The sequence below is a fragment of the Bacillus sp. Cr_A10 genome (assembly GCF_029222665.1).
GTDB lineage: Bacteria > Bacillota > Bacilli > Bacillales_A > Planococcaceae > Psychrobacillus.
On the sequence record NZ_JARHXR010000009.1, the window covers coordinates 577,691 to 601,141 of the forward strand.

34 protein-coding genes and 1 pseudogene are annotated in these 23,451 nt (G+C 32.4%); 27 read left to right on the forward strand and 8 right to left on the reverse strand.

Annotation, left to right across the window (positions count from 1 at the left end; all coding sequences use genetic code 11):
• The first annotated feature begins 80 nt into the window (after positions 1-80).
• From P2Q73_RS10055 to P2Q73_RS10120, 14 genes are all read left to right on the forward strand, one after another.
• Positions 81-488, forward strand: coding sequence for a GNAT family N-acetyltransferase (locus P2Q73_RS10055; protein WP_275786558.1), 408 nt, complete (start codon positions 81-83; stop codon positions 486-488).
• A 331-nt stretch (positions 489-819) separates the two neighbouring features.
• Entirely contained in the window at positions 820-1,743 is a 924-nt protein-coding gene (locus P2Q73_RS10060; RefSeq protein ID WP_056830079.1) for an alpha/beta hydrolase fold domain-containing protein, read from the forward strand.
• 420 nt (positions 1,744-2,163) lie between these two features.
• Positions 2,164-2,442, forward strand: coding sequence for an ArsR/SmtB family transcription factor (locus tag P2Q73_RS10065; protein ID WP_275786563.1), 279 nt, complete (start codon positions 2,164-2,166; stop codon positions 2,440-2,442).
• Between the two features lie 103 nt (positions 2,443-2,545).
• Positions 2,546-2,929, forward strand: a complete 384-nt coding sequence (locus tag P2Q73_RS10070) for a VOC family protein (protein WP_056830075.1) — start codon at positions 2,546-2,548, stop codon at positions 2,927-2,929.
• A 297-nt stretch (positions 2,930-3,226) separates the two neighbouring features.
• A complete protein-coding gene (locus P2Q73_RS10075) occupies positions 3,227-3,517 on the forward strand; it encodes an RNA polymerase alpha subunit C-terminal domain-containing protein (protein WP_275786566.1) in 291 nt (96 codons plus the stop codon).
• A gap of 253 nt (positions 3,518-3,770) precedes the next feature.
• Complete coding sequence (locus P2Q73_RS10080) at positions 3,771-4,100, forward strand: PadR family transcriptional regulator (protein WP_056830072.1); 330 nt, start codon at positions 3,771-3,773, stop codon at positions 4,098-4,100.
• Entirely contained in the window at positions 4,093-4,407 is a 315-nt protein-coding gene (locus P2Q73_RS10085; protein WP_053589361.1) for a DUF1048 domain-containing protein, read from the forward strand. Before P2Q73_RS10080 ends, P2Q73_RS10085 begins: the two co-directional genes overlap by 8 nt.
• Before the next feature lie 13 nt (positions 4,408-4,420).
• The gene (locus P2Q73_RS10090) at positions 4,421-5,338 is read left to right on the forward strand and encodes an ABC transporter ATP-binding protein (RefSeq protein WP_275786568.1); all 918 of its coding nucleotides are present in this window, start codon (positions 4,421-4,423) and stop codon (positions 5,336-5,338) included.
• Between the two features lie 5 nt (positions 5,339-5,343).
• Positions 5,344-6,111 carry an ABC transporter permease gene (locus P2Q73_RS10095; protein ID WP_275786571.1) on the forward strand — a complete coding sequence of 256 codons (768 nt, stop codon included), beginning with the start codon at positions 5,344-5,346 and terminating at the stop codon, positions 6,109-6,111.
• A 631-nt stretch (positions 6,112-6,742) separates the two neighbouring features.
• Complete coding sequence (locus P2Q73_RS10100) at positions 6,743-6,931, forward strand: hypothetical protein (RefSeq protein ID WP_056830063.1); 189 nt, start codon at positions 6,743-6,745, stop codon at positions 6,929-6,931.
• Positions 6,932-7,212: 281 nt separating this feature from the next.
• Entirely contained in the window at positions 7,213-7,953 is a 741-nt protein-coding gene (locus tag P2Q73_RS10105) for an alpha/beta hydrolase (protein WP_275786573.1), read from the forward strand.
• A gap of 497 nt (positions 7,954-8,450) precedes the next feature.
• Entirely contained in the window at positions 8,451-8,969 is a 519-nt protein-coding gene (locus P2Q73_RS10110) for an NUDIX hydrolase (protein WP_275786575.1), read from the forward strand.
• Positions 8,970-9,130: 161 nt separating this feature from the next.
• A complete protein-coding gene (locus tag P2Q73_RS10115; RefSeq protein ID WP_275786577.1) occupies positions 9,131-9,553 on the forward strand; it encodes a hypothetical protein in 423 nt (140 codons plus the stop codon).
• Between the two features lie 203 nt (positions 9,554-9,756).
• Positions 9,757-10,494 carry a hypothetical protein gene (locus tag P2Q73_RS10120; protein WP_275786580.1) on the forward strand — a complete coding sequence of 246 codons (738 nt, stop codon included), beginning with the start codon at positions 9,757-9,759 and terminating at the stop codon, positions 10,492-10,494.
• Positions 10,495-10,584: 90 nt separating this feature from the next.
• Here P2Q73_RS10120 and P2Q73_RS10125 read toward each other — a convergent pair whose 3' ends face one another.
• A complete protein-coding gene (locus tag P2Q73_RS10125) occupies positions 10,585-11,001 on the reverse strand; it encodes a DUF3888 domain-containing protein (RefSeq protein ID WP_275786584.1) in 417 nt (138 codons plus the stop codon).
• 127 nt (positions 11,002-11,128) lie between these two features.
• Between P2Q73_RS10125 and P2Q73_RS10130 the strand changes: the two genes are divergently transcribed.
• Together P2Q73_RS10130 and P2Q73_RS10135 are read left to right on the forward strand one after the other, a co-directional pair.
• Positions 11,129-11,533, forward strand: a complete 405-nt coding sequence (locus P2Q73_RS10130) for a hypothetical protein (RefSeq protein ID WP_275786587.1) — start codon at positions 11,129-11,131, stop codon at positions 11,531-11,533.
• 134 nt (positions 11,534-11,667) lie between these two features.
• The gene (locus P2Q73_RS10135; RefSeq protein ID WP_275786590.1) at positions 11,668-12,063 is read left to right on the forward strand and encodes a DUF3139 domain-containing protein; all 396 of its coding nucleotides are present in this window, start codon (positions 11,668-11,670) and stop codon (positions 12,061-12,063) included.
• Positions 12,064-12,279: 216 nt separating this feature from the next.
• On the opposite strand, the gene P2Q73_RS10140 is transcribed toward P2Q73_RS10135, so the two are convergent.
• Both P2Q73_RS10140 and P2Q73_RS10145 read right to left on the reverse strand, forming a co-directional pair.
• Positions 12,280-12,657, reverse strand: a complete 378-nt coding sequence (locus P2Q73_RS10140; protein ID WP_056830055.1) for an SET domain-containing protein — start codon at positions 12,655-12,657, stop codon at positions 12,280-12,282.
• A 187-nt stretch (positions 12,658-12,844) separates the two neighbouring features.
• The gene (locus tag P2Q73_RS10145) at positions 12,845-13,297 is read right to left on the reverse strand and encodes an AraC family transcriptional regulator (protein ID WP_053589369.1); all 453 of its coding nucleotides are present in this window, start codon (positions 13,295-13,297) and stop codon (positions 12,845-12,847) included.
• A 288-nt stretch (positions 13,298-13,585) separates the two neighbouring features.
• On the opposite strand from P2Q73_RS10145, the gene P2Q73_RS10150 reads away from it, so the two are divergent.
• Together P2Q73_RS10150 and P2Q73_RS10155 are read left to right on the forward strand one after the other, a co-directional pair.
• A complete protein-coding gene (locus tag P2Q73_RS10150; protein ID WP_275786594.1) occupies positions 13,586-14,068 on the forward strand; it encodes a DUF2975 domain-containing protein in 483 nt (160 codons plus the stop codon).
• A gap of 10 nt (positions 14,069-14,078) precedes the next feature.
• A complete protein-coding gene (locus P2Q73_RS10155; protein ID WP_275786597.1) occupies positions 14,079-14,300 on the forward strand; it encodes a helix-turn-helix domain-containing protein in 222 nt (73 codons plus the stop codon).
• A 197-nt stretch (positions 14,301-14,497) separates the two neighbouring features.
• Here the strand turns inward: P2Q73_RS10155 and P2Q73_RS10160 are convergent, their stop codons facing one another.
• The 3 genes from P2Q73_RS10160 to P2Q73_RS10170 form a co-directional block, all read right to left on the reverse strand.
• On the reverse strand, positions 14,498-14,791 hold the full coding sequence (locus P2Q73_RS10160) for a spore coat protein (protein ID WP_053589372.1): 294 nt from the start codon (positions 14,789-14,791) through the stop codon (positions 14,498-14,500).
• A 20-nt stretch (positions 14,792-14,811) separates the two neighbouring features.
• Entirely contained in the window at positions 14,812-15,015 is a 204-nt protein-coding gene (locus tag P2Q73_RS10165) for a hypothetical protein (RefSeq protein WP_275786600.1), read from the reverse strand.
• A 180-nt stretch (positions 15,016-15,195) separates the two neighbouring features.
• The gene (locus tag P2Q73_RS10170) at positions 15,196-15,420 is read right to left on the reverse strand and encodes a hypothetical protein (RefSeq protein ID WP_275786603.1); all 225 of its coding nucleotides are present in this window, start codon (positions 15,418-15,420) and stop codon (positions 15,196-15,198) included.
• A 625-nt stretch (positions 15,421-16,045) separates the two neighbouring features.
• On the opposite strand from P2Q73_RS10170, the gene P2Q73_RS10175 reads away from it, so the two are divergent.
• The 3 genes from P2Q73_RS10175 to P2Q73_RS10185 all read left to right on the forward strand — a co-directional run bounded on the left by P2Q73_RS10175 (position 16,046) and on the right by P2Q73_RS10185 (position 17,774).
• Positions 16,046-16,552, forward strand: coding sequence for a nucleoside deaminase (locus P2Q73_RS10175; RefSeq protein ID WP_275786606.1), 507 nt, complete (start codon positions 16,046-16,048; stop codon positions 16,550-16,552).
• A gap of 144 nt (positions 16,553-16,696) precedes the next feature.
• Positions 16,697-17,146, forward strand: a complete 450-nt coding sequence (locus P2Q73_RS10180; protein WP_275786608.1) for a GNAT family N-acetyltransferase — start codon at positions 16,697-16,699, stop codon at positions 17,144-17,146.
• Between the two features lie 55 nt (positions 17,147-17,201).
• A complete protein-coding gene (locus P2Q73_RS10185; protein WP_275787456.1) occupies positions 17,202-17,774 on the forward strand; it encodes a GNAT family N-acetyltransferase in 573 nt (190 codons plus the stop codon).
• A gap of 120 nt (positions 17,775-17,894) precedes the next feature.
• Here P2Q73_RS10185 and P2Q73_RS10190 read toward each other — a convergent pair whose 3' ends face one another.
• Positions 17,895-18,728 (reverse strand): MerR family transcriptional regulator, encoded by an 834-nt coding sequence (locus P2Q73_RS10190; protein ID WP_056830037.1) that lies wholly within the window; start codon positions 18,726-18,728, stop codon positions 17,895-17,897.
• A gap of 119 nt (positions 18,729-18,847) precedes the next feature.
• Between P2Q73_RS10190 and norA the strand changes: the two genes are divergently transcribed.
• The 4 genes from norA to P2Q73_RS10210 all read left to right on the forward strand — a co-directional run bounded on the left by norA (position 18,848) and on the right by P2Q73_RS10210 (position 21,845).
• The gene (norA, locus tag P2Q73_RS10195) at positions 18,848-20,053 is read left to right on the forward strand and encodes a multidrug efflux MFS transporter NorA (protein ID WP_275786611.1); all 1,206 of its coding nucleotides are present in this window, start codon (positions 18,848-18,850) and stop codon (positions 20,051-20,053) included.
• Positions 20,054-20,410: 357 nt separating this feature from the next.
• Positions 20,411-20,851, forward strand: coding sequence for an NUDIX hydrolase (locus P2Q73_RS10200; RefSeq protein ID WP_275786613.1), 441 nt, complete (start codon positions 20,411-20,413; stop codon positions 20,849-20,851).
• 122 nt (positions 20,852-20,973) lie between these two features.
• Positions 20,974-21,153, forward strand: a complete 180-nt coding sequence (locus P2Q73_RS10205) for a hypothetical protein (protein ID WP_275786616.1) — start codon at positions 20,974-20,976, stop codon at positions 21,151-21,153.
• Between the two features lie 185 nt (positions 21,154-21,338).
• On the forward strand, positions 21,339-21,845 hold the full coding sequence (locus P2Q73_RS10210; protein WP_275786618.1) for an NUDIX domain-containing protein: 507 nt from the start codon (positions 21,339-21,341) through the stop codon (positions 21,843-21,845).
• Positions 21,846-21,980: 135 nt separating this feature from the next.
• Here the strand turns inward: P2Q73_RS10210 and P2Q73_RS10215 are convergent.
• A pseudogene (locus P2Q73_RS10215) lies at positions 21,981-22,124 on the reverse strand (EamA family transporter); the annotation flags it as partial.
• 187 nt (positions 22,125-22,311) lie between these two features.
• On the opposite strand from P2Q73_RS10215, the gene P2Q73_RS10220 reads away from it, so the two are divergent.
• Both P2Q73_RS10220 and P2Q73_RS10225 read left to right on the forward strand, forming a co-directional pair.
• Complete coding sequence (locus P2Q73_RS10220) at positions 22,312-22,878, forward strand: NUDIX hydrolase (protein WP_275787459.1); 567 nt, start codon at positions 22,312-22,314, stop codon at positions 22,876-22,878.
• A 164-nt stretch (positions 22,879-23,042) separates the two neighbouring features.
• A complete protein-coding gene (locus P2Q73_RS10225; protein ID WP_275786622.1) occupies positions 23,043-23,384 on the forward strand; it encodes a hypothetical protein in 342 nt (113 codons plus the stop codon).
• The last annotated feature ends 67 nt before the right edge of the window (positions 23,385-23,451 follow it).

A 23,451-nucleotide genomic window follows, 5' to 3' on the forward strand; every position in this document is an offset into this window, starting at 1 on the left:
AAAAACAAGTTGGAGAAGCATGAGAAACATTTATACAATATGTGTTGATGATAATATAACAAAAATCAGGAGGTAATTATATGGGAAAATCTATAAATTACACGATAGAACCCCCTAATAACTTTGAGCAATTACTAACCTTATATGAATCTTTAGGATGGAATTCACTTAAATTAACAAGTAATGATTTGGAGCGAATGTGCAATCAAAGTTGGTATGCGATTTACGCATTTGATGAAAAACAATTAGTCGGTATGGGACGTGTTATTTCAGACGGTGTAATAACTGGATTAGTTTGTGGATTGTGTGTTCTACCAAGCTATCAGTCAGAAGGAATCGGCAAGGAAATGGTGAATCGAATAATTCAATATTGTGAGCTAAATCGGGTAATTCCTCAATTAATGTGTGTGGAAAGTTTAGAACCATATTATGAAACTTTTGGGTTTAGGAAATTCACTATCGGAATGTCAAAAAATATAAATAGATAGATTTAATTTGATTTCTTGATTTAACTAAAGGATGTTTAAGTTAATGATCATGGGTTGCTTAGGCAGCTCTTTTTTCTTATTGAACTAAAGAGGCAGTTTAGTTAAAAGGAGTATTTTGAAATGTTATTGAATAAGTTAATAAATGTAAAAAATATTAGGTTTGTTGTTTTAAAGGGTGTTGTGAATTACAACTTGAAAAGAAGATTGGAATCCTACGTTCTATTCAAAACATGCTTTCAAATCTATTATTAATTTCTGATGAAAAGATAAGTAACTATTTACGTTTTTTCATAAACTGAACAGAATCAGCAATAAAAAAGGGGATATAAAAATGAGTTTACAAATTTATAGCAAAAAACGTTCTATACAAAGTTATCTTTTTGAAAAATATTTAACTTTGCGAAATACAAAAAAGGGTTTTTCCACTATTGAACATACCTCGCAGTTCGTAAAACAAAGGGGAACTGAAAATATTAAGCCATATGTTATAGGGAATGCTAAATTTGCCAGCGATATTAAGGAGCAAGTAATTGAGGACATAAAGGTTTTTACATTAAATGACCAAAAATCTTTGAAACAAAAAGTGATTCTCTATATACATGGAGGTGCATGGACTAATCAACCTTTAATTTTTCACTGGAGGTTCATGGATAAAATGGCTCAATCATTAAATGCAAAAATTATTGCTCCTATTTATCCTAAAGTACCTAATTTTAATTATCAGCACACCTACCCAAAACTCTTAAACCTATATAAAGAAATCCTTGGAACCGTTGAAAATCCTAAACAACTGACCATCATGGGGGATTCGGCAGGAGGAAATATATCACTTGGTTTGGCACATCTCTTAAAGACGAATAATATACCTCAACCAAAAGATATCATTTTGTTATCTGCATGTGTTGATATGGGGCTTGATAACCCTCTAATACCTGAATATGAAAAAAAGGACCCAATGTTGGCTATTGGAGGAATGGAAGTGATTACAAAGATGTGGGCAGCTGATAAGAACATAGATGACCCATTAATTAGTCCAATCTATGGTAACTTTAAAGGACTTGGAAAAATCACTCACTTTATTGGAACACACGAAGGTTTATATCCAGATGCTATGAAACTTGATGAAAAACTAACAGAGCAAGGAATTGAAATCAATACATTTGTATATCCAAAAATGAATCATGTGTTTGTTGTAATGCCAATCCCTGAAGCTAAAGATGCGCAACAAAAAATTATTGAGATCATTAATAACTAAGTGAGGAGAGCGTACATTAATAACCTTATGGATTTCGGTGGATTATCAGCATTGACACCTCATAACCATTTTCATTCTCTGTGGTGAAGCGCGATTTTGTGTGGCATGAATGGCTAACGGGTGCTTTAGAGAAAGAACATTGGGCTGGTAAGATGGCTCTTTTTCTTATTGAACTAAAGCAGCAGGTTAGTTCAATAAGAAACGTGTTAAAAATAAAAAAACGTACAAGGTGCTTATAAATTTAACTAGTGTGTTGATCTAATGAGGATTAATGCACTTTTTTATTAAATTCTAATTTATATAATGGCACAACTACAATTATTGGACTTTCACATGTTAATATTGCATGGTTACTTTATCACGCAACCATGCAATTGCATATGCTTGACGAGCAACCGTAGAGTTGCTTATACTAGATATATGAATTGGGACAACGAAGCTATATTCAAAGCACTTGGCGACTCGACTCGACGGCTAATATTAGACGAACTTTCCGAACGCAACGAGTTGACCTTGTATGAACTAACGGTACGTCTTATTACGAAGCACGACCTTTCCATTTCGCGACAGGCGATAGCTAAACATCTTTCTGTATTAGAAGATGCAGGGCTCGTAAAATCAAAACGAAAGGGTAAATATCGTGTGCTTATCTTCAACAACGAACCACTTAAAAATTTGCTGAAAGGATGGATAGAGTAATTTTATATAAAATATTTCTGAAGAATGTATGGTTTTTTCTGCTTGTTGCCAGATTGTTTGCAGAGTCCCATACGTCGCAACTATCAAAGGAGGCAAAAACATTATGAAAATCATTGTTACCAGTATATTCGTAGAAGACCAAGATAAGGCACTAGCATTTTATTCAGAAACACTGGGATTTGTAAAAAAGCATGACGTTCCCACAGGAGAATTTAGGTGGATAACGCTTGTTTCTTCCGAGGATCAAAAAGGTACCGAGCTTTTACTTGAACCGAATAACCATCCAGCCGCAAAAGAGTATCAAAAGAAGTTATTCGCTGAAGGCATCCCAGTTACAATGTTTGGCGTTGCAGATATTCACGCAGAGTACAAACGATTAATGGAAAGTGGCGTGAAGTTTACTATGGAGCCGACAAAAATGGGCGAATTCACAATAGCTGTCTTCGACGATACATGCGGCAACCTTATTCAGATAATTCAGCAGTAACTTTATGACGAAATAATCTATATTCTGAACGACTTTATTGGTAAGTTTTAAGTACGTTGATGCTTTTTATCAAAATTAAACATTTTTATGCTAACCCTGTCCTAATTTTGGGACGGGGTTATACATGTTTAAAGTTTAAAAATAAATGACAATGTTATCATACTACAATAGAAATGTAACATTGTGAATGACTTCACTTAAATTAGGGACATGCATAGTTTTTGTCGAGATTGTATAACTAATATACAAAAAATAGTATGTTAAAATTTATTACAAAATTTGTTTGGAGGAATAATTTTGACAGTAGAAAAAAGTTTAAGGGTTTGTGAAAAGGGACATAAGTATTACAAAAGTAGTGAATGTCCAAGTTGCCCAACCTGTGATAAAGAGAATAAGCCTAAAAGTGGCTTCCTTTCGAAACTTAGTTCACCTGCAAGAAATGCATTAGTTCACGAAGGGATTAACACTTTGCAAGAACTATCCAAGTACACTGAAAAAGAAATTTTAAAAATTCATGGTATTGGACCAGCTTCCTTACCTATTATGAGAACTTCATTAGAAGGAGAAGGGTTATCATTTAAAGAATAAATAATTTATAATACGTGACGTACTTTACTTAACAAACGGGTGCTTCAGTTGAACAACAAAAAAAAAGTAATCTTAACTTAGGCTGGATCCAATATGGGTCCAGTCTTTTTGTTTCAATAGTTCTTCATCCTCTTTTCTACCAAGGATTCATAAAAGAAGTAAATAAAAATAAAAATGGGTTTGACACAATCAACTACTTTGTAATACTATATAGTAGTACTCAGTATTACTAAGTAGAGTATTAGGAGGATATATGAAGGATTTAACTGAAATGCTTAAAGGTGTTCTTGAAGGAGTGGTGCTTCAAAAGATTCATGCTGGAGAAACCTATGGCTATGAAATAACAAAGTACCTAAATGATTTGGGTTTTGAGGATATTGTGGAAGGAACTGTCTATACCATTCTTGTTCGAATTGAGAAAAAAGGGCTCGTAGAGATTGAGAAGAAGAAATCTGAACTTGGACCTGCGAGAAAATTCTACAAGCTAAATGCTAAAGGGGAGGAAGAATTAAAGGAGTTTTGGCAACGTTGGACATTTTTAGAGGAAAAAATGAATGAAATAAAGGAGCAAAGAAATGTTTAAGAAGATGATCCAAGAAAAACGAGAATTTCGTGCATACCAAAAAAGAGTAAATGAATTACCGGAAGAATACAGAAAAGCAATGAAAGCTATTGAAAGTTATATGTGGAATTTTGCAAAGGGAGGAAGCATGCTAGAGCTTTTACGCAATATTTTAGAGATGTTCGAGAACAGTGCTACGGATGGATTAAGTGTGCGAGATGTAGTCGGAAATGATATCGCTGAATTTGCGGACTCCTTATTAGCAGAATTTCCAGAAGAAACATGGATGGACAAAATGAGAAAAAAATTAAGGGATTCTATGAAATAAAGGAGAGATAGTCATGAGTACAATCGTCCTAGAAATCAAAAATACTAAAAAGAGTTTTAAAGGGAATGAAGTTTTAAGAGATGTCAATATTACGGTTAAGGCTGGCTCGATTTATGCCTTATTAGGGGCAAATGGAGCCGGGAAAAGCACCCTATTAAAAATTGTTACAGGACTATTAAATAGCGATGGTGGAAAGGTAACAATTAAAGATATTGATGTTGCTGACAATCCGGTGGCAGCACAAAAGCTATTTAGTTTTAGTTCGCAAAATACCACTGTTGACGGCGTGCTTACTGGATATGAAAATCTGCACCTAATTGCAAAATTGCGACATAAACTCAATCCGAGAAAGGTCGCCGAGGGTCTGTTAGATAAATTTGATTTGACAGAAGCAAAAGATAAAGCTGTCTCTACTTATTCAGGAGGAATGCGTCGCCGTCTTGACTTAGCCATGAGTTTAGTTGGGGATCCAGAAATCATTTTTCTGGATGAACCTACTACTGGATTGGACCCGAAAAGCAGGCAGGAGCTTTGGAATACGATTAAAGAAATGAAGTCCCAAGGGAAAACCATTTTATTAACGACTCAATATTTAGAGGAAGCAGACTATTTAGCTGACCAAATCGGTTTTTTACGTGAAGGTGAAATTGTTGCCAATGGCACTCCAGATGAAATGAAACGTTTGGCAGGAGCAGATAAATTACTTCTTGTATTTAATAATCTTCAAGATACTGAAAAGGCTTTAAAACTTTTGGTATCTTATTCTCCTATCAAAAGGGCAGATTGTGAGATTTCCATAGATTTAGATGAAGAAATCAAAACGACCTTGAACGTATTGAATACCCTAACAACTGAAAAAATTGAACTTAAGATGTTCAAAATGATTACTCCAACTCTTGATGATGTATTTATGACACTTACGAAAGGATGAAAATTATGAATGTTTTTCAAAATTTAAGTGACACATTAACGCTTGCAAATCGGATCATTAAACATAATATACGTAGTGTCGACACGCTTATTACCGTTGTTGCGATGCCTGTTATGATGTTATTGGGTATGGTTTTTATATTTGGTGGAGCCATCCAAATTCCAGGCGTAACCGAGGATGAGTATATTAACTATATCCTTCCTGGAATCCTATTAATGACGATTGCCACTGGCTCTGCTTACACTTCGTTACGAATTAATTTGGATAAAACATCAGGGATGTTCGATCGGTTTAAGTCAATGCCTATCGCAAAGTCATCCGTATTAGGTGGTCAGGTGGTTGCGTCAGTTATCTTTATGATAGTTTCAATTCTAGTTGTTTTGATAGTAGGATTTATAGCTGGATTTAGAAGTGATGCAACATTTTTAGAATGGTTACTTGTAGCGTTATTGATAATTCTTTTTTCTCTTGCATTAACATGGATTTCAGTTCCTTTTGGTTTAGCTGCGGGAAGTATAGAAGGAGCTAGTTCTTTTTCTTATATCTTATTGATGCTACTGTTTGTCAGTTCTGCATTTGTACCTGTCGAAGGAATGCCAAAGGTAGTTCGAATATTTGCGGAAAATCAACCAATGACACCGATTATTCAGACCATTAGAAATCTATTAGACTCGCAGGCTGTTGGGAATGATCTTTGGCTGTCGTTCGGTTGGATGGTGTTAATAATATTGATTTCATATATTTTTGGATTAAAGGTTTATGGAAGAGTCTAAAGAGTCATTGCTGCAAATTAGTCGTTACTATTATAAATATTTAGTATCGAAACAGCAAAAAATATAGTGGAAATAATAAAAGTGATTTAACCGGCTTTAGTTCTATTTTCCAAAGGGCTAGGGCCGTTTAATAGTTTTTGAAATAATATACTTTTCTAATTCGATTTTAAAATGCTCCACACTTTCAAACAACATTAGATAGAGGAATTCCGATTTCATAATGCCAGCTTCAATACTTTCCTATATATTAACTACGATAAGATAGAGCCTAACATAAGGCTCTTAATTTCTTTAGGAAGAATATTAATGAAGATTATAAAGTGAGGGTAAAAAAGAACGAGTAATCACTAGAACCCCTTTATGAATTTAAAGTTGTAGTAGAAGAGTATTTAAATGCAGCATTGTCATATCGATTAACCGTATTGAGCTGTTTATACAGCTCTTTTTCTTATTCAACTAAAGCAGCAGGTTAGTTCAATAAAGACTTGAAACAATCGTTCATATCAAACGTCTAACTCAGTTAAAGAAGGTAATTGGATATTTATGTTTAAAATATAATAGAAATAGCGAATGGATCTACTTAAATTACATAGCAGGATAGGAAAGTAATTCAAAAAAAGGGGGAGAGAGAATGGATTTATTACTTTGGGTTACTGTTGGTTTCATCATAATCGGATTTGTTGTTCTCGTTTTTATCAAAAGAAATATGGAAAGTAAGAAAAGTTCAACTACCGAATCCATAGTTTGCTGGATAGTGGGAACCACAGCTTGGGGGGTAGCGAGTATTTTTCTAATTGGTTGGTGGTTTAGTAAAATTTAGAAGTTTTTGGGAATAGTTTTAGAGGGAAGTAGTTCATTTTTTGAAGAAATGTTCTTAAATAAACGGGTGCTTTAGTTAAAGAAGAACATCAATTATATGCTCTAATTTAATGATTAAAAATATCAAGTATATTTCGATGAACATATGTGAAATGTACACTTAAACTAACGCAGCAGGTTAGTTAATAACGAATGGATGTTATACTTTAAAGGAATTATAAAAATTCGAAGTTCAGCTATTTAATTAAAGTCTAAGAATATATTAGTGAGGTATTCAAAATAATGATGAAACTAGTACCCCCTAAGCCTTTTTTCTATAAAGGTGGAGAGAAAGCCGTTTTACTATTACATTCGTTTACAAGCAATACGAATGATATGAAAAAGTTAGCGAAGTATTTGCAAGAGAACAATTATTCTTGCTATGCACCATTATACAGTGGGCATGGTTTAACACCTGAAGAACTTCTCACATATAGACCGTCAGATTGGTGGCAAGATGTACTAAACGGTTACCAGTTGTTGAAGGATGAAGGTTTTGAAAAAATAGCTGTGATTGGTCTTTCTCTTGGTGGTGTGTTTGCATTAAAAGTTGGTCAAGAGTTGGAGATAAATGGTGTTGTGACAATGTCAGTGCCAATACATCGGGAAGCTACTTTTCTACAAAAGCGTGTCTTTCATTATGCAAAAGGATATAAACAACTTGAAGGGAAAAATGAAGAACAAATAAATTTAGAAATGATACATCTTCAAAATATGCCTATCGATTCATTAAATGAATTCCAACAGCTAATTGATCTAACGATGAATAAATTAGCACTATTAAACTCGCCAATTCGTATATTATATGGTGAATTAGATGAACCATTGTATAAAGAGACTGCAGAGGTAATTTTTCAAAGCGTTGCGACGAATCGAAAAACAATGAAGGGGTATCCGAACTCTAAACATTTAATGACCTTAGGAACGGACATTAACGACGTGAACAAAGATATTCTAACATTCTTAAATGATTTAACTTGGTAGTTTTAATGAATCTTCAACTAACAGTAGTTTAACTTCAGAAAGGAGTATTGCTGTTTCCTTATTCAACTAACGGTATTTAGAATGAGTGGCTCTTGTATAAAAGTACCTTATTTTCTTCTACAATCGAGCCCAATTGTGGAGCAACACAGATAGAAAAGAATCAAACTTTTTAATATAACCGGAACTTAAATCTGATAGATAAGTATCCATTTTGATCAATCTTTTATCAAAATGGATACTTTTTATTTATCGTAAAATATTCGTTTTTGGTATTTTTGATCAAACTTTATAGGGTCAGATCACTATAGTTTTTTATAGAGGCGTTTTTTTGGATATTATACTATGATGAAGATTGTGAAAAAATGCACTTAAACTAACGGGGCAAGTTAGTGAAAGAAGAATATTGAATTTTAAATAAATGTTCTAAGTAATTAAAGGATTAATTGATTATTTTATTGAAGTACAAGTATAAAGAATAGAAACACCTAGGAGGGATAATGATTTTTAATAAGGTGATAGAAGTACAACACGTTCAAGGGGATATTAAGGTAAATTACAGAGAAGCTATAAGAGCTATTATATTTCATAAAAATAAAATCCTTTTAGTTCATTCGAATAAAGGGGATTATAAATTTCCTGGCGGCGGGGTTGAAGGTGATGAAAGCCATTCGGAGTGTCTTATCCGTGAAGTGGCAGAAGAAACTGGGTATATTAACTGTATTATTAAAGACAAGCTGGGTTCAGTTATTGAAAGGAAATTAGACGAATTTGACAATAACGCTTTATTCCAAATGACTTCACACTACTACCTTTGTGAATTAATAAATGATAAAAGAATTGCTCAACAATTGGATAAATATGAGTCCGCACAGGAGTTTAGACCAGAATGGGTTTCCCTTCATGATGCAATTGAGCAAAATGAAAAAATTATTAATAGCTTTGATATTGAAAAGAACGGTTGGGTAAAACGTGAAATCTTTGTTTTAAAGAAACTCAAAAATATATTAAGCTTATAGATTTCAGAAACAGTGAAGCGAATATTCTGTATAAGATCGCTTAATGTGCTAAGGGGTGCTTTACTTCCAGAAGGAGTAAAGCCTTTTTTATTCTTCAACTGAATGGACAGGTTAGTTTAATCAAGAAACTCAATTTATATATTGTCTTGAGGAGGGATTCTATGAACTTAACAAAAGTTGAATTATTTACAATATGCCTATTGTTATTGTGGTTGGTCAGTTGTTCATCTTCCCCTGCTGAAAGTGGCAGTTATAAAATAGCAGAAATAAATGAAGATATTCCTGTTCCAGCAAATGCGGAATCAAGTAAAGCACAATTTGATAATCCTAATATTAAAAAAGGCGAAAAATATAGTTTAGAGAATTTTGGGGGAGAACAAGGACTTTATCCACCAAATGAATATTTTGAAGAAATTAAAAATTGGGGTTGGGAAGAGTTGGAAAAAGAACAAATGGGGCACGTCCACTTTTTTACAAAAGGAGATACTATTATCTCTATTGTTATTAAAGAGGATTATTTTTATTTGGTTGAAATGAAGGAAGACTTCGAGTTTAGTCACTTAAAAAGCCCTATTTCTTATTGAGCTAACGGGGCAGGTTAGTGGAATAAGAAGGTTTATGTGTGGATGGTGTTGAATAAGTTAATATATGTAAATTATTTGAACAAAGTGAAGGTGTTTTAAGGCATACTTTACTTAAAGTTGGAACTGGTACTTTTTTATGGAACTAACGAGTTATACGATTTGATAATGAAAAATTACGAGTAGTTAAAACTGGGAGGGTGTCTGTGAGCTATTTTTATACGATGATCATAATCTCTATAATGATCATGAGTGGATGTTCTAATAACGGGTCTGAGTATGATTTAAAACAAGAAAATGAACAATTAAAGCAAGAAAATGCAAAGTTATCAGTAGTTAAAGAGGGATTAGAATTAGATTTGAAAATAGCTAGCTTGGAAGCATCTAGAAAAAAAGAACAATTAACTAGTGAAATAACTTCATTAAAGATCGACAATGAAAAGCAAAAAGAAATAATTAATCGTTATCAGAATGTACTAGGATTCTCCAAATCGGGTAATCGTACCATCGCCGATGCTTTGAGTATCTTTTCTCCTGATCAAGTAAAAACGGGTAACCAAATCGCCGATTTAATCGTTTCAGATGTAAAGAGTGAGTCAATTAATGACGCAACAGGTTACTCTATAAATTTCACTGGTGAATTTAAAGTCAAAGGATCCATCATACATGATGTGAGTGGTGAAAGAGAGTATTCCTTTATAGTCAAAGAGAATTTAGAGACCATGCCACACACATTATGGCAATTTGAAAAAGGAAGTATCTTTTTTGAAATTACAAACAATGAAGATTTAAGAAAATCATTGGGCGATAAATTAGAGACTTTACCTGAGGATGGTCAACTAGAAATAGTTGGGGTTTTTAAAAATTATTCTTATAATGAAGTTCCTGAATCGGACTCTCTGCCGAGTAATGCAGAATTTGTACGATTAATATCAGAGAACTAATCTTTGCATTGAGGATAGGTGTTTTCTTGTTAAACTAACGGGGTGCTTTCGTTAAAAAACAAAGGAAGCATTTTAGTGGAAGGTTATATATTATTCGGGGGGTAATTCATACGTCTTTAGGTGTGTATGATGGATCAATTTAACCCTAGGTCCAGAAGAAATTTCATAGGTCATTCGGTCCTTCCCTATTGGAACCCAGTGTCCACCATCGGTAGGCTCAATTTCAATTGTAATTTCCAATAGAAAGCCACGGAAACCATTCACTCTTCTTGTTTCAATCACTTCAATTTTCCATGGAGTAACCGCAGGTGAAAAATCCTTTGAAATCTTCGGATAATAATAGTTATTCAAATCTTTTTCAATATAAGGAGTAAGCATGTTCATAAGCATATCCTGTAACCTAAGCTCTTCGGAGTCCTGAGTTGGTTTAGCTGATGAAACGATTGTTTTTTGAAAAGAAATAATAAGAACAAAGGATAATATTAAAACGATAAACATCTTTTTCATTTTCTTCCACACTCCTCTTTACAACTTTATCTCATTAATTGTATTGTTACCTTTTCTGTATAAAATATGAACTTATTGAAACTAACGGGTGAGTATTTATCGTTAAATAAAAAATGGGAGAGGTTAGATGAATAAAGAAATTGAAGAAATAATTGTTAAAACTTTTTTCGTAAAAAGAATTCAGCAGAGAGTTCTATTCGAACTTTCTTCACCACAAAAACGCTACGAAGCTTTTGGAAGACGAAACGATTTCATTCGTACAGAATTAATGTTTGAAATTCCAAAACCGAATTCAGATCCTGAAGAAATGGAGAAGCTGTTGAAAAAACAAGGGGCTGGAAATATGTGCTATGTAATGACTTCGGCAGACAGTGATATTGACGGAGAAGAATTGCCACTAATAAAAGCTTTAGAGGATTTAATCTGGTCAGGACTGCCGTTTATTATTTCTTGCATACCAAATAAATTAGCATACTATCAAGGTGAACAGGCATACGGGCCTCCTCAAAGGTATATTTTAAAAAGACAATAGCTTCTTTCACTAACTGATGCATTAGTAATTGATCATAGGTCAGGTTTGCATAGGCAACTCATTTTTCTTATTGAAAATATTGGCGGGTAGATTGAAGAAGAAAATAAGAATGGTAAAAGACAAGAGGAGTTTTTATGTTTAAAAATGGTAATATTTTGAGTAAGAAAGTACTAATTTTAATCATTTTTCTTGTAGTTATCTTTGGAACTTTCTTTGTAGCAAATCTAAAAATAGAAAACAATAAAAAAATGTATGAAAAGAGGGTGACTTGTTTTCTATTGGAAGAGAAAGGTTATGACAGAACAGAAATAAAATCTGTTGAAGCATTTTACGGATTTAAATTGCCGAAATACTATGCTGTTGTAGTTTTTGAAGATGAATCTTATGTAAAATATATTTATTATGCACATGATGGTGTTATACAAATTAAATATATTCTCACAGATGAGGCGATAAAGATGAATATTGATAAATCTGAATTAAAACATTATAATCCTATTAATGAAATTGATAAATATATAATAGAATAATGAAGCAAATGCGAATAAAAAAAGTTATCTGGAATAGAAAGTACGAACTAGTGGGTAAGAAGGAACACAATATGTGTTGGAACTTTTTTATAAAACAGAATATTAATTAAAAAATTAAAAGAAGCCATTTTGAATATACTTCTTTCAAAATGGCTTCTTTTTGTATTGAAAATTTGTAAATTCGGAAGGGAAATCGTCAAGAATGGCTATGTCTTTTTATTCCTGATCAAACCACAATTGTTCTTTGTCATCAACGTCGCCATTATAATTGATTAGAACTTCTTCACCTGCTTTAATATCTTTATAAGCATAGAAATCAAATGTTTGATTTTCAAAATTAATCTCATATGTTGCATTAGGTTCATAAGAATGGTTAAACAACATTCCATAACCTAAAAGGATAGCAGATTTATTTGTCCCATACTCAAAAGCGTAATCCGCGAGTAAGGTTTGTTCAATGAATTGATGCTGCTCGTTTGGATATGAAATAACAGGTGCTTCATGTAATAACATTCCTTTTTTTATATCACATGTAGCAAATACTCCTCTGTTGAATTCTCCATCACTTATTGGAGATGTTTTTACCTCTATCATGTTTGTTCTCCTACTCACTTTTAAAATTTACTTTCTAACTTTAACATTAATTTGTTCTTTGTACCTCTTTTTTTGTTTTTTCAACGCCTTTATTTGGAGAATTAATTCAACTGACTGGGCAGATTTATGAAAGAAGAATTAGAAGTAGGAGCTATAATCCACTTGTTCTTCTATATATGATAAAATATCATATTTTTACAGGTACACATATTTCGCAATAAGAGCTATTGATCATCTCAGCCGTGTATCTTTCCAAAATAGGTTTGTTTTCAATTTCGTATTCATTATTATTTGTTAGAGTATGAAAAATATCGGTATATGCTTTTTGAATTTCGTCTGCTGTATGTTTCACTTCGTAAATAAGGTATTTTCCACCAGAAAGTTCACCTTCACAAATTGAATCATCTAGTTGATAATCCTTTGAAATCACAATACAAGCATCAAATCTACAGTCTTCCGGAACAGTTGTTTCAGGGTTATCTTGCGGAATTGCAAGAAGAATTGCAGTCTCAAGAAGATTTTTCTCCGTTGCCCATTTTTTTAACTTCTCCATTACTTCCATATTTGCAGGACCGTATTGACCAATTCGTCGCATATAAGCGATGCGATAGTTGGGAAGTGTTTCTACTTTTAACTTCATAAGTTCTTTCAACCTTTCTACATTTATTTTTTGTTTGCTACATATCGAATGTAGCATGCTTAAAAAATATATACATATTACTTCTTTAAGATTTTTGGATATATTTTAAAATAATAATTTCATTCTTCAACTATAACTTGTACATGGAGGTATGTTATATATCGTGTCTAAAATTAAGGAGATGTTTACAAATCAATAAAAAAATAATTAGTATCAATAATACTTTATTGTAAAACGATAAAAGCTATGATAAAATCAAAATGAAAATAAATAAGTGAGGTGCTTTTTATGAAAAGTGGATCAACACTCTTTTTAAAGATAGCTGTTATTCTTATGGGTATACCTATTCTAGCTCTATGCATATTTTTGGTACCTGAGATAGCAAATTTTGCAGCAGAATTGTATCCAGATATAGCTTATTTGAAATATCTTGTTTTTATCGATTTGTATGCAGCTGCAATACCCTTTTACTTTGCTCTGTATCAAGCTTTTAAACTTTTAAGCTATATTGACAAGAATAAAGCTTTCTCGGAATTATCTGTAAGTGCTCTAAAGAATATAAAATACTGTGCAATTGCAATCAGTACAATATTTGCTGTAGGCATGCCACTCTTCTATCTCGTGGCTGAGAGAGACGACGCTCCAGGAATCATACTAATTGGAATGGTCATAATTTTTGCTTCAATTGTAATTGCAGTCTTTGCTGCCGTTCTTCAAAGGCTATTACAAGAAGCTATTAATATAAAATCTGAAAATGATTTAACAGTCTGAGGTGAATAACATGCCAATTATAATCAATATTGATGTGATGCTGGCCAAAAGGAAAATGAGCGTAACAGAACTTTCAGAGAGGGTTGGAATAACAATGGCTAACCTTTCTATATTGAAAAATGGAAAGGCAAAAGCGATTCGATTATCAACTTTAGAGGCAATATGTAAGGCTTTAGAATGTCAGCCTGGAGATCTTTTGGAATACCTTGGTGAGGAAGAAGCTCAAGAATAATACAGTAATTTATACATTGAGGATGAGTTGCTTCGGCAACTCTTTTCTACTAATGGAGGGTTTAGTCCAATCCATTGATTAAATTCATGCATGATCCTAAATTTCTAATAATGTGGCATTGAATTTTGCTATTAGCATTAGCACCTCTTTTTGTCATATGTAAAGCGTACATTTAAATGTACGCTTTTGGGTATTTTTTACAACTGGTCATCTGGATGCAGGTTATTTTGCATAAGTTCCTGTACATTGCCAACCTGCTCCGTAGAAGCAAGCTCGGTCTTATACCAGCCATTCTTACTCAAGATTTCAAAAAGCTGATAATGGTTTGAGCTCGCATTTTCAAAACATTGTTCATAAATTTCCCGTAGCTGCTGATGTGCAGTCTCTAACATGGTATTGCTGATGCTTCGGCAGCGTCCTTTCTCCAGTTCTAGACAAAGCTGAAGTATTTCACGGTCTGTTAAACCGCGTTCCGCAATATTATTTGGCATTTGAACCCCACCTTTTGCAGTTATTGAATATTGTTAGTTCGGTTAAAATATTGGGAAAGGTCGGCAATTTTTAACTGGTGTTTTTCTGCCATCTCCTCCAGTGTTTTACTTAGCTCTTGGTCTTTGCATAGTGTTGCACACCAGTTCATCGTTTTTGCGATTATCACTTCTGAACGGATTTCATCTTCAATAAATGCCAATTCTTTCATTGTTAGGACGGTCATCTTGTTTCATCTCCCAAACACAATAATGTAAAGTTAGTATTGTTTGTATGGAGCTATTTTATCCTTTATTAGAATATCTTTTGATTAACTCGTTTATAAATTTGTTTTAATTAGTTGTGAAATTGGTACAAACCGAAACATTTCAACAGTACTTATTACATGTAACTAGTTTTTAATTGTTTAATCTTTCCCATTGATTTTAATAACTGGAGTGTTACTGTGCATGTATGTTAAGAGTACTTCCTCATGGCTATCATCATAGAAATCTTCTTGGATGGCAATGTTCACCTCAGTTGTAGAGCTAGCTCCCTTTTTGGAGGTAATTTTATTGTCCTTATTCTTTATTTCATCCAATTCAATATTTGCTTCAGCTGTTTCCATCTTTAAAAACTCATCTTTTTTCATTTTTTCACCCCTTAATTTCTTAATAGCATGTAACAAAAACGGATAATAATTCGATGTGTACCTTAATTTTTACATTACTAATCAACTTTTGTGTAGAAATTCACTTAAATTACCGGGAGAATTAGTTGATTTAGAGTGTATTCATAAAAAAAGATTATCAAGTGTCTATAATTGTTTTTTGTGCAAACTATTTCCATTTGATACTCGTCTTTATTGAGAAGAGAGAAGATGGTGTGAAATTGAACTTTCATTCCATCTTTTATTGTTTCTTGTATCAATTGAGAATTTGAATTTTTTATTTTATGAACTAAAGAGTCAGGTTAGTTTAATAACTGTATAGAATAATTAATGTAGGTGACGCAATGTTTAGAAGTGATTGTGAGTTTAAAAATTCTATATTGAGGTTATCAAAGAGTTATTGTCGATTTGGGTGGGATGATGATTTCACATGTCATTATTTTTTTAGTGGCTTAAACAACAAGAATAATTTATGTACTTTTAAAGCTTATGATAATGAATTATTGGTTGGAAGTTTGAATTTCATCCAAATTCTCCAAAAACCAAAAGTGCACTATTGTTGAAGAATAAAAATTACACAAATCCAATAGTTGAGGTAGGGAAATTTATGAATACTGATAAAGATAGGTTTTTCTTAGAAATGGCGTTGGAAGAGGCAGAGCAAGCATTAATGGAAAATACATACCCAGTAGGCGCAGTAATTGTTGATGAAAACTTTAACTTAATTTCAAGAGGACGAAATAGAGTACATCCAGCAAAAGATGCAACTGCCCACGCGGAAATTGATGCTATAAAAAATGCAGGACAAGCAATATTTAACGCAAAAATAAAAAGAGAGAAATTCACCATATACACTTCGTTAGAGCCTTGTCCTATGTGTACGGGTGGGATTTTATTTGCAAATATAAAAAGAGTAGTTTGGATACTAAATGACGACTTAGGATTTGGTGGCTATAGAAAAATAAAAGAATCTAAGGTCTTCGATGAAAGGTTTAGTATAGTAGAAATGATTGAACAACCATATGAAGACTTAAAGTATAGGCAAAAAGAGCTTATGATTGAATGGGCAGTTAATCCAAATAATGTTATAAACTTACGAAATGCATTAAAATAGAAAAAACTTACTCAACTATTTGCGCAGGTTTGTGAAATAAACTAGGAATGAATTTTATAAAGCTATAAAACTTGCAACAGTTAATATGCATCGAATAGCTAACAGGAAAATAACATAAATTAAATAGACTTGAGGTGGTTTTTAGTGAACCAACACAAAATAATAATTACTCATTATACACCCAAATACGCTAAGCAGACAGTGGATATGTGGCGAGATAGTAAGGAACAGGCTGTTAATCAGAAAGAAATTCACAGCTTTGAAAATCACGTGTATTTTTTAAATCATATATTATCCGAACAGTATCAAGTAGATATAGCGATAATTGATGAAGAAGTAGTTGGAATGATTGCCTATAATGAAAGAGAAATAAGCCAACTATATATTCACATAGATTATCAAGGAATCGGCATAGGTCATACATTACTAGATCGAGTAAAAGCACAATCAAGTGGAAGATTAACATTATACACATTTGAAGTAAATGTAAATGCACAACGATTTTATGAAAAACACGGATTTAAAATCATAGGTAGAGGTCATGAAAATGAAGAAAATTTACCAGATATTCAATATGAATGGATATCCAAATAAATCGTGTAACCCATGCTTAATGAATGTTAGAAAAGGGGGGAAGATAGAGATGGAAATGACCAATTTATTTACAATAGACTGTGGTGAAATATATCTGAGAGAGTTTAGAATTGAAGATGTAGAAAGCATTTATGAAATTACCTCACAACCTGAAGTGTATGAATTTTTGCCTGATTGGCGTTCAACAATGGAACAACGATTGAACTGGGTTTCAAATTATGAAATACCATCTAATAAGGAGTTTTTGTTAGCTGTACCTAATATAGGTAGTCAAAATTATTTGAAATTGGGAATTGTTTTAAAAGAAACTGGCGAATTTATAGGTTTCTGCAATACAGGTATTAAAGAAGAACTAAAAGAACCAAACCGAGAAATTGCTTATGCTATTTCAAAGCATTACAGAAATCGTGGATACATAACGAAAGCAGTAAAAGGATTGATTACATATTTGTTTGAGAATACAGATGTAGAACAACTTAATACAGTTGTTCTGCCTCGCAATGTAAGCTCAAGTAAAGTTAGTCAAAAATGCGGTTTTCGTTTTAATGGAGATATTGAAATTGAAGACCAAACGCATTATCATTACATTCTTACCAAAGAAGACTGGAAAAATATAAATAGTCACTAAGTTAATATAACGAGTAAAGCCAACATTAAGTTGGCTTTTAGTTTCGCAATTTGAATATAATGTGTATCCATTTCTCAAACTCATTTACGAAGTTTTATTAGAGGTTATTTAAAGATACAATTAATTCTCTATCTTATCGACTTTTATCATAATTTTAGTGACGAAATGTTCTTTATGATTTTTTACGACTGTATCATAAATGTACTCTTCAAAAATATAATCTCCTAAGGTTAAATTTAAAGCTTCCATCTCTGAAAAAAGTAGCTTATATGTTTTATGTATTGTTTTCTCATCCCCAATATGATATCCAATGAGAAAATCACCCTTAACAGTTCGAAAATAAGGATGTCCTTCCTGTGGATTTGGTTGTTCAATATATAAATAGCTATAATTAGTAAATTCTCCCTTTAATACATGCTCTCGTTTCGTTATACTACCTATTGGATATCCTGTATCAAGATGTGATTCGTTCAATTCATTAATAAAATCTGAAAAAACCTCTACAAATTCTTCATCAGTTATATTTTCAATATTTCTGCTTATATAAAGTGTTACATCAGGTAATTGTTCAAGTGTAATTTGATGAAAATCTATGTGTGCTGCTTCTTCCATTAAAGCGATTTTTGCCTCGATAATTTTTTCCTTCGTCTCAATCTCCTGACGCTTTTTAACTATCTCTTCCTTTTTTTGATACATTAAGGATAAAAAACTTTCAGGTGTTTTATTTTGCGTGTAATGTTGAATTTCAATTAGCGACATACCAAGATCCTTTAATAAATCAATAACAAAGAATAGTTCTAATTGGCGAATTGAATAATATCGATATCCTTTTTCACTTTTCAATACCGGAGAAAAAAGACCGATTTGATCGTAATAAAAGAGTGTCTGTTTGTTTACTTTACAAAGCTTTGCAAATTCACCTGTAGTTAAATATTTTCCATTCTTTTTATTCATTTTTTTACAACACCACCCTTGACTATATAGCTACTATATACACTAGGATAAAAATTGTAAACAAATGAAACCATACAAGTTAGTTTACAGCAATTAGTATGTTAAGGAGAATATAGCAAATGAAAACACATAAAGTCACCTTAGGATTATTATTAATGAATTTATTTATCGCCTTTTTGGGAATTGGTTTAGTAATTCCAGTCTTACCTACGCTAATGAATGAATTAGGCATAACTGGAACAACAATTGGTTATTTAACAGCGGCGTTTGCAATTGCTCAATTAATTATTTCACCATTTGCAGGGAAAGCAGTAGATAAATTGGGTAGGAAAATTATGATTGTAATTGGTTTGTTTATTTTCGGCATCTCCGAATTTTTATTCGGTCTCGGTAAAGAAATCGAAGTGTTATTTATTTCTCGTATTTTAGGTGGTATTGGTGCTGCATTTATAATGCCAGCTGTTACAGCTTTTATTGCTGATATTACAAATTTGGATACTCGCCCTAAGGCACTCGGTTATATGTCAGCTGCAATTAGTACAGGATTTATTATTGGCCCAGGTATTGGTGGATTTTTGGCGGAATTTGGAACACGGATACCGTTCTTCTTTGCAGGAGCACTTGGTACAATTGCTGCTATACTCTCTATAATTTTATTATCTGAGCCAAATCGTACAAAAGAAAGTAATGAACAAGTATTAGAAGGTAAGAAGGGCTTCAAACGTATAATTGCACCAAAATATTTCTTAGCATTTATTTTAATTTTTATTGCCTCGTTTGGATTAGCAGCTTTTGAATCATTCTTTAGTTTATTTGTGGACCACAAATTTCAATTTAAACCATCGGATATCGCAATTGTTATCACAGGTGGTGCAATTTTTGGTGCAGCATCTCAAGTCATATTATTTGATAGACTAACAAGAATTTGGGGAGAAATTAAACTGATTCGTTACAGCTTAATATTATCAGCCTTACTTGTCTTTTTAATGACTGTAGTTCATTCCTATTTTTCCATTTTACTTGTTACATTTATTGTTTTCGTAGGATTCGATTTATTTAGACCATCTGTTACTTCATATCTTTCGAATATCGCAGGGAATGAACAAGGTTTCGTTGGTGGAATGAACTCTATGTTTACAAGTTTAGCGAACATTTGTGGTCCAATTTTAGGGGGGATGTTATTTGATATAAATATTAACTATCCTTACTATTTTGCGACTGTAATACTTGCTCTCGGGATAGTTCTAACATTGTTCTGGAAAAGTGCAAATGATTCAAAAGAAGGGGAAATTAATATCCTCGATTTAGAGAAAAAGGTAATTTAAATTCAGAAGCAGCAAATTATGGAATCCAATAGATTAATAAGTACGCAGATTACTAACGTTGTGTTGATCCAAGAAGGGAAAGCCTCTATTTGTGTTGCACTTATAGAACTAATAGGCAGGTTAGTTCAACAATATCGTTATTGAACTAACGACGTCGGTTAGTAAGTTAAAACTATTACTTACGTTTTTTGAAGTCTCAGTTTTGTATAGAAATCGCTATTGATGATTCATACGACTTTAGAAATGAGTAAGGAACGGTAACGTAATGCAGTTGGGGTAATAACTGAACAATTAATACAGGAGAATTCTTTTGTTGTGTAGAAAATAACCATAAGATTCTTTTTTGGAGGTAAGAATATGTTTATCGTAAATGTTGAAGGTGCAATATACAAAAATGAAAAATGGCTCTTAATAAAACGTAGCGAAAAAGAAGAACACGCAGGAGGTTCACTATCTCTTGTTGGTGGTAAGGTAGAAAACGAAGGAAACTCAACAGATGTTTTAGAAAGAACACTTAAAAGGGAAATTGCTGAAGAAATTGGAGTAGAGGTTTCAAATCTTAGATATGTTAATAGTTCTTCCTTTGTTACAGACACGGGAATAAGTGTTGTAGATATCGTCTTTCTATGTGACCACGAATCTGGAGAAGCCTTTGCTAAGAGTCCTGATGAAGTTGACAGTGTTTTTTGGATGACAACCAAGCAAATTCTTGAAAATTCAACTATACCTATTTATTTAAAGGAAAATATAAAACTTACGGATAAATTAGTAAGCACTAATGAAACAGTTGTATTGTAGTTGGCATTCTCTTATTCAACTAGCGGGAGCTTTACTTCAAAAGGAGTAAGGCCTTTTTCTTCTTCCACTAAAGGAGCAGGTTAGTTGAAGAAATTTTTTTCGAAAGATTAGGAGGTGTTAATATGGAAATCTTGTATTTTTTAGGAGCGTTATTATTCTCGATATTATGGTTTATTAATTTAGTTCAGCTCTTAGAGAAAATACATCAAGGGAAAAATATACATAATCAAAAGCTATTAGGATGTGTCTGGAGTGTTGGTTTAACCTTTTCTATTATTATTTCAATATCTGTATTTATATAAATTTAATGAAGAGCGATTGTGTTTTAGTTGAAGATCGTGGGATTGCCATAGGTTGCTCTTTTTCTATCGAACTAATGAAGAAGGTTTGTTAATAAACATGGAGTGTAGTAAAAGAACATGTTTTTTAGGATCATACTAATTTAGTTTGGCGATTGCAATCATTTAGCTAACAGGAGAGTATTTATATGATAATAAGTAATTTAGCTCAAAAAGTTCTAGTTAAAGTATTTAAAATGGGAATTAGAAATTCAGCAAAAGCAGTAATAGTTAAAGAAGAAAAATTATTGGCCCTAAAAATGCATGAAAATGGTGGAACATATTATATTCTACCTGGTGGTGGTCAAAAACATGGGGAAAATCTTCACCAAGCATTAGAAAGGGAGTGCAAAGAAGAGTTAGGTGTAGAAGTTGAAATTGGAGAATTGATATTTGTTCGTGAATATATTGGGAAAAATCATGAACTAGCTGCCTACCATTCTCATGCACATCAAACTGAATTTTTATTTTTATGTAATACTAATCAAGATATATTTATTAATGGAATCCGTCCAGACAAGGGTCAACTAGGAACAGAATGGTTACCAATTAACGAGTTGTTAGAATATAAATTATTTCCCCAAGCATTAAGGACCCATTTAATTTCTTATTTTGATAGCGGAAAAACTGCTACTTATGTAGGTGATATCAATTAATAATTATTAAAGATTTTCCTTCTACAACTAATGGAAGCCTTAATTAAAAATCATAGGGTTGTTTAGGCAACTCTTTTTTTCTTATTGAACTACCGGGGCAGGTAATTTTAATAATTAATTCATGGATGGATTAGTTTAATCAACAGTTTTGTTAGTCATTGATGAAAAATTTTTATTCAATGCCAACAATAAAGTCATTCCTATTATACAAACAGTACCAACCCATTGAAAAAATCCAAAAGGTTCACTTAACCAGAATACGGTTGTTAAAACTGCTGCTGAGATGGTCTATTTTTAAGTTCAAAATAACAAGTAGGTCTCGGTGTTTCATTGTGAAATGTTACACTTAAACTAACGCAGCAGGTTAGTGAAAGAGGAAATAAAAAACGAGAATAGAATATAAACATTGAGGATTAGGAGTCTTATCAATTAATAAACATTAAATTATTTTAGGGGAGTCAGTGACATTAATATTAATCAAAATTTAAAAACGTCGGGTGCTTACGTTTTATATCGGGGGCTGTTTATTTTTCAGGTTGGTCCTACAGAAGAGGCAGATAATCTTGGAGTAGTTAGACTTGGTGGGCATAAAGAATTTGAAGAAACCGCATTAGAGACAGCTAGGCGTGAAGTTTTTGAAGAGGCTTCAATGAAAATAACTCCAATAAATTCTCCAATAACTTATCATATGAGTGAGTGGGGAAAAAAGCCTTCCATAATACGGTTAGGCGAGGAAATAGCTCCAATTTTAGTTAAAGGAAATGAGCAGGAATCTTTATCAATAATGTATCTTTCCTACTCTGAAAATGAACCAATTCCCTCTTCAGAAACTAATGGACTTCTACTACTAACTCCAGAAGATGTTCATTTTATCTGTAATAATAAAATTACTTTAAATGATTTTATTAAACAAAATGGAAAAGTGATATTAAAAGGAAATATAAATAGAGATTTATTTTTAATACCTTTTCCTCAACTATTATTTCTTTCAAAATTGTTAAAAGAACTTCCAGATTTATTCATCATAAAATAAAATCAATAAAATGAGGATGTTTGTGAAACTAACACTTAAACTAACGGGTGCTTTAGTTGAGGATAGTGGATTGTTTAGGCAACTCTTTTTCTTTTGGACTACCTGGGTAAGTTAGTTGAATAATTATGATAAAATAGGTAGTAAAAAAAATTGGTGATTATTCTATGAATTGGAATGAGACCTCAATTAACCTCCCTTATACTTTTGATAACTTAAAGGAATTGTTAAATAACATTTGTAAAAGAGAAAATAAGTTCTCACAATACGAGTTTGCAAAGTGGTGTGATAACTTTACAATGGCTTTTGAAGACGATGAGCATGATGCTGATGATTTGAATGATAAAGATGAATTTGCATTAGGTGTTGCACGAGATATAGAATGTCAATGGAATTTATATTTAATCAATACATATTCAGATAAAGTATTGCAAACATTAGACTTATCTCAAGTTGCCTTGCCACAAGAATGGCTTCTTAATTGGTTTGAGGAATTGAATAGTTTATAAGCTGAAAGTTACCAATCTTGTTCAACTAACGGTTGTTAGTTAAAGATGAGAAAAAAGATCGTTCACA

Excerpts from the sequence above, each read along its gene's own strand:
- P2Q73_RS10190 (WP_056830037.1), bottom strand. The coding sequence starts at position 18,728 with ATGAATAAAAAGAATGGAAAATATTTAACTACAGGTGAATTTGCAAAG.
- P2Q73_RS10080 (WP_056830072.1), top strand. The coding sequence starts at position 3,771 with ATGAAGGATTTAACTGAAATGCTTAAAGGTGTTCTTGAAGGAGTGGTG.
- P2Q73_RS10200 (WP_275786613.1), top strand. The coding sequence starts at position 20,411 with ATGTTTATCGTAAATGTTGAAGGTGCAATATACAAAAATGAAAAATGG.
- P2Q73_RS10160 (WP_053589372.1), bottom strand. The coding sequence starts at position 14,791 with ATGCCAAATAATATTGCGGAACGCGGTTTAACAGACCGTGAAATACTT.
- P2Q73_RS10100 (WP_056830063.1), top strand. The coding sequence starts at position 6,743 with ATGGATTTATTACTTTGGGTTACTGTTGGTTTCATCATAATCGGATTT.
- P2Q73_RS10185 (WP_275787456.1), top strand. The coding sequence starts at position 17,202 with ATGACCAATTTATTTACAATAGACTGTGGTGAAATATATCTGAGAGAG.
- P2Q73_RS10065 (WP_275786563.1), top strand. The coding sequence starts at position 2,164 with ATGAATTGGGACAACGAAGCTATATTCAAAGCACTTGGCGACTCGACT.
- P2Q73_RS10140 (WP_056830055.1), bottom strand. The coding sequence starts at position 12,657 with ATGATAGAGGTAAAAACATCTCCAATAAGTGATGGAGAATTCAACAGA.
- P2Q73_RS10210 (WP_275786618.1), top strand. The coding sequence starts at position 21,339 with ATGATAATAAGTAATTTAGCTCAAAAAGTTCTAGTTAAAGTATTTAAA.
- P2Q73_RS10090 (WP_275786568.1), top strand. The coding sequence starts at position 4,421 with ATGAGTACAATCGTCCTAGAAATCAAAAATACTAAAAAGAGTTTTAAA.
- P2Q73_RS10165 (WP_275786600.1), bottom strand. The coding sequence starts at position 15,015 with ATGACCGTCCTAACAATGAAAGAATTGGCATTTATTGAAGATGAAATC.
- P2Q73_RS10135 (WP_275786590.1), top strand. The coding sequence starts at position 11,668 with ATGTTTAAAAATGGTAATATTTTGAGTAAGAAAGTACTAATTTTAATC.
- P2Q73_RS10095 (WP_275786571.1), top strand. The coding sequence starts at position 5,344 with ATGAATGTTTTTCAAAATTTAAGTGACACATTAACGCTTGCAAATCGG.
- P2Q73_RS10115 (WP_275786577.1), top strand. The coding sequence starts at position 9,131 with ATGAACTTAACAAAAGTTGAATTATTTACAATATGCCTATTGTTATTG.
- P2Q73_RS10055 (WP_275786558.1), top strand. The coding sequence starts at position 81 with ATGGGAAAATCTATAAATTACACGATAGAACCCCCTAATAACTTTGAG.
- P2Q73_RS10125 (WP_275786584.1), bottom strand. The coding sequence starts at position 11,001 with ATGAAAAAGATGTTTATCGTTTTAATATTATCCTTTGTTCTTATTATT.
- P2Q73_RS10145 (WP_053589369.1), bottom strand. The coding sequence starts at position 13,297 with ATGAAGTTAAAAGTAGAAACACTTCCCAACTATCGCATCGCTTATATG.
- norA (WP_275786611.1), top strand. The coding sequence starts at position 18,848 with ATGAAAACACATAAAGTCACCTTAGGATTATTATTAATGAATTTATTT.
- P2Q73_RS10085 (WP_053589361.1), top strand. The coding sequence starts at position 4,093 with ATGTTTAAGAAGATGATCCAAGAAAAACGAGAATTTCGTGCATACCAA.
- P2Q73_RS10130 (WP_275786587.1), top strand. The coding sequence starts at position 11,129 with ATGAATAAAGAAATTGAAGAAATAATTGTTAAAACTTTTTTCGTAAAA.
- P2Q73_RS10105 (WP_275786573.1), top strand. The coding sequence starts at position 7,213 with ATGATGAAACTAGTACCCCCTAAGCCTTTTTTCTATAAAGGTGGAGAG.
- P2Q73_RS10205 (WP_275786616.1), top strand. The coding sequence starts at position 20,974 with ATGGAAATCTTGTATTTTTTAGGAGCGTTATTATTCTCGATATTATGG.
- P2Q73_RS10175 (WP_275786606.1), top strand. The coding sequence starts at position 16,046 with ATGAATACTGATAAAGATAGGTTTTTCTTAGAAATGGCGTTGGAAGAG.
- P2Q73_RS10110 (WP_275786575.1), top strand. The coding sequence starts at position 8,451 with ATGATTTTTAATAAGGTGATAGAAGTACAACACGTTCAAGGGGATATT.
- P2Q73_RS10225 (WP_275786622.1), top strand. The coding sequence starts at position 23,043 with ATGAATTGGAATGAGACCTCAATTAACCTCCCTTATACTTTTGATAAC.
- P2Q73_RS10170 (WP_275786603.1), bottom strand. The coding sequence starts at position 15,420 with ATGAAAAAAGATGAGTTTTTAAAGATGGAAACAGCTGAAGCAAATATT.
- P2Q73_RS10060 (WP_056830079.1), top strand. The coding sequence starts at position 820 with ATGAGTTTACAAATTTATAGCAAAAAACGTTCTATACAAAGTTATCTT.
- P2Q73_RS10155 (WP_275786597.1), top strand. The coding sequence starts at position 14,079 with ATGCCAATTATAATCAATATTGATGTGATGCTGGCCAAAAGGAAAATG.
- P2Q73_RS10070 (WP_056830075.1), top strand. The coding sequence starts at position 2,546 with ATGAAAATCATTGTTACCAGTATATTCGTAGAAGACCAAGATAAGGCA.
- P2Q73_RS10150 (WP_275786594.1), top strand. The coding sequence starts at position 13,586 with ATGAAAAGTGGATCAACACTCTTTTTAAAGATAGCTGTTATTCTTATG.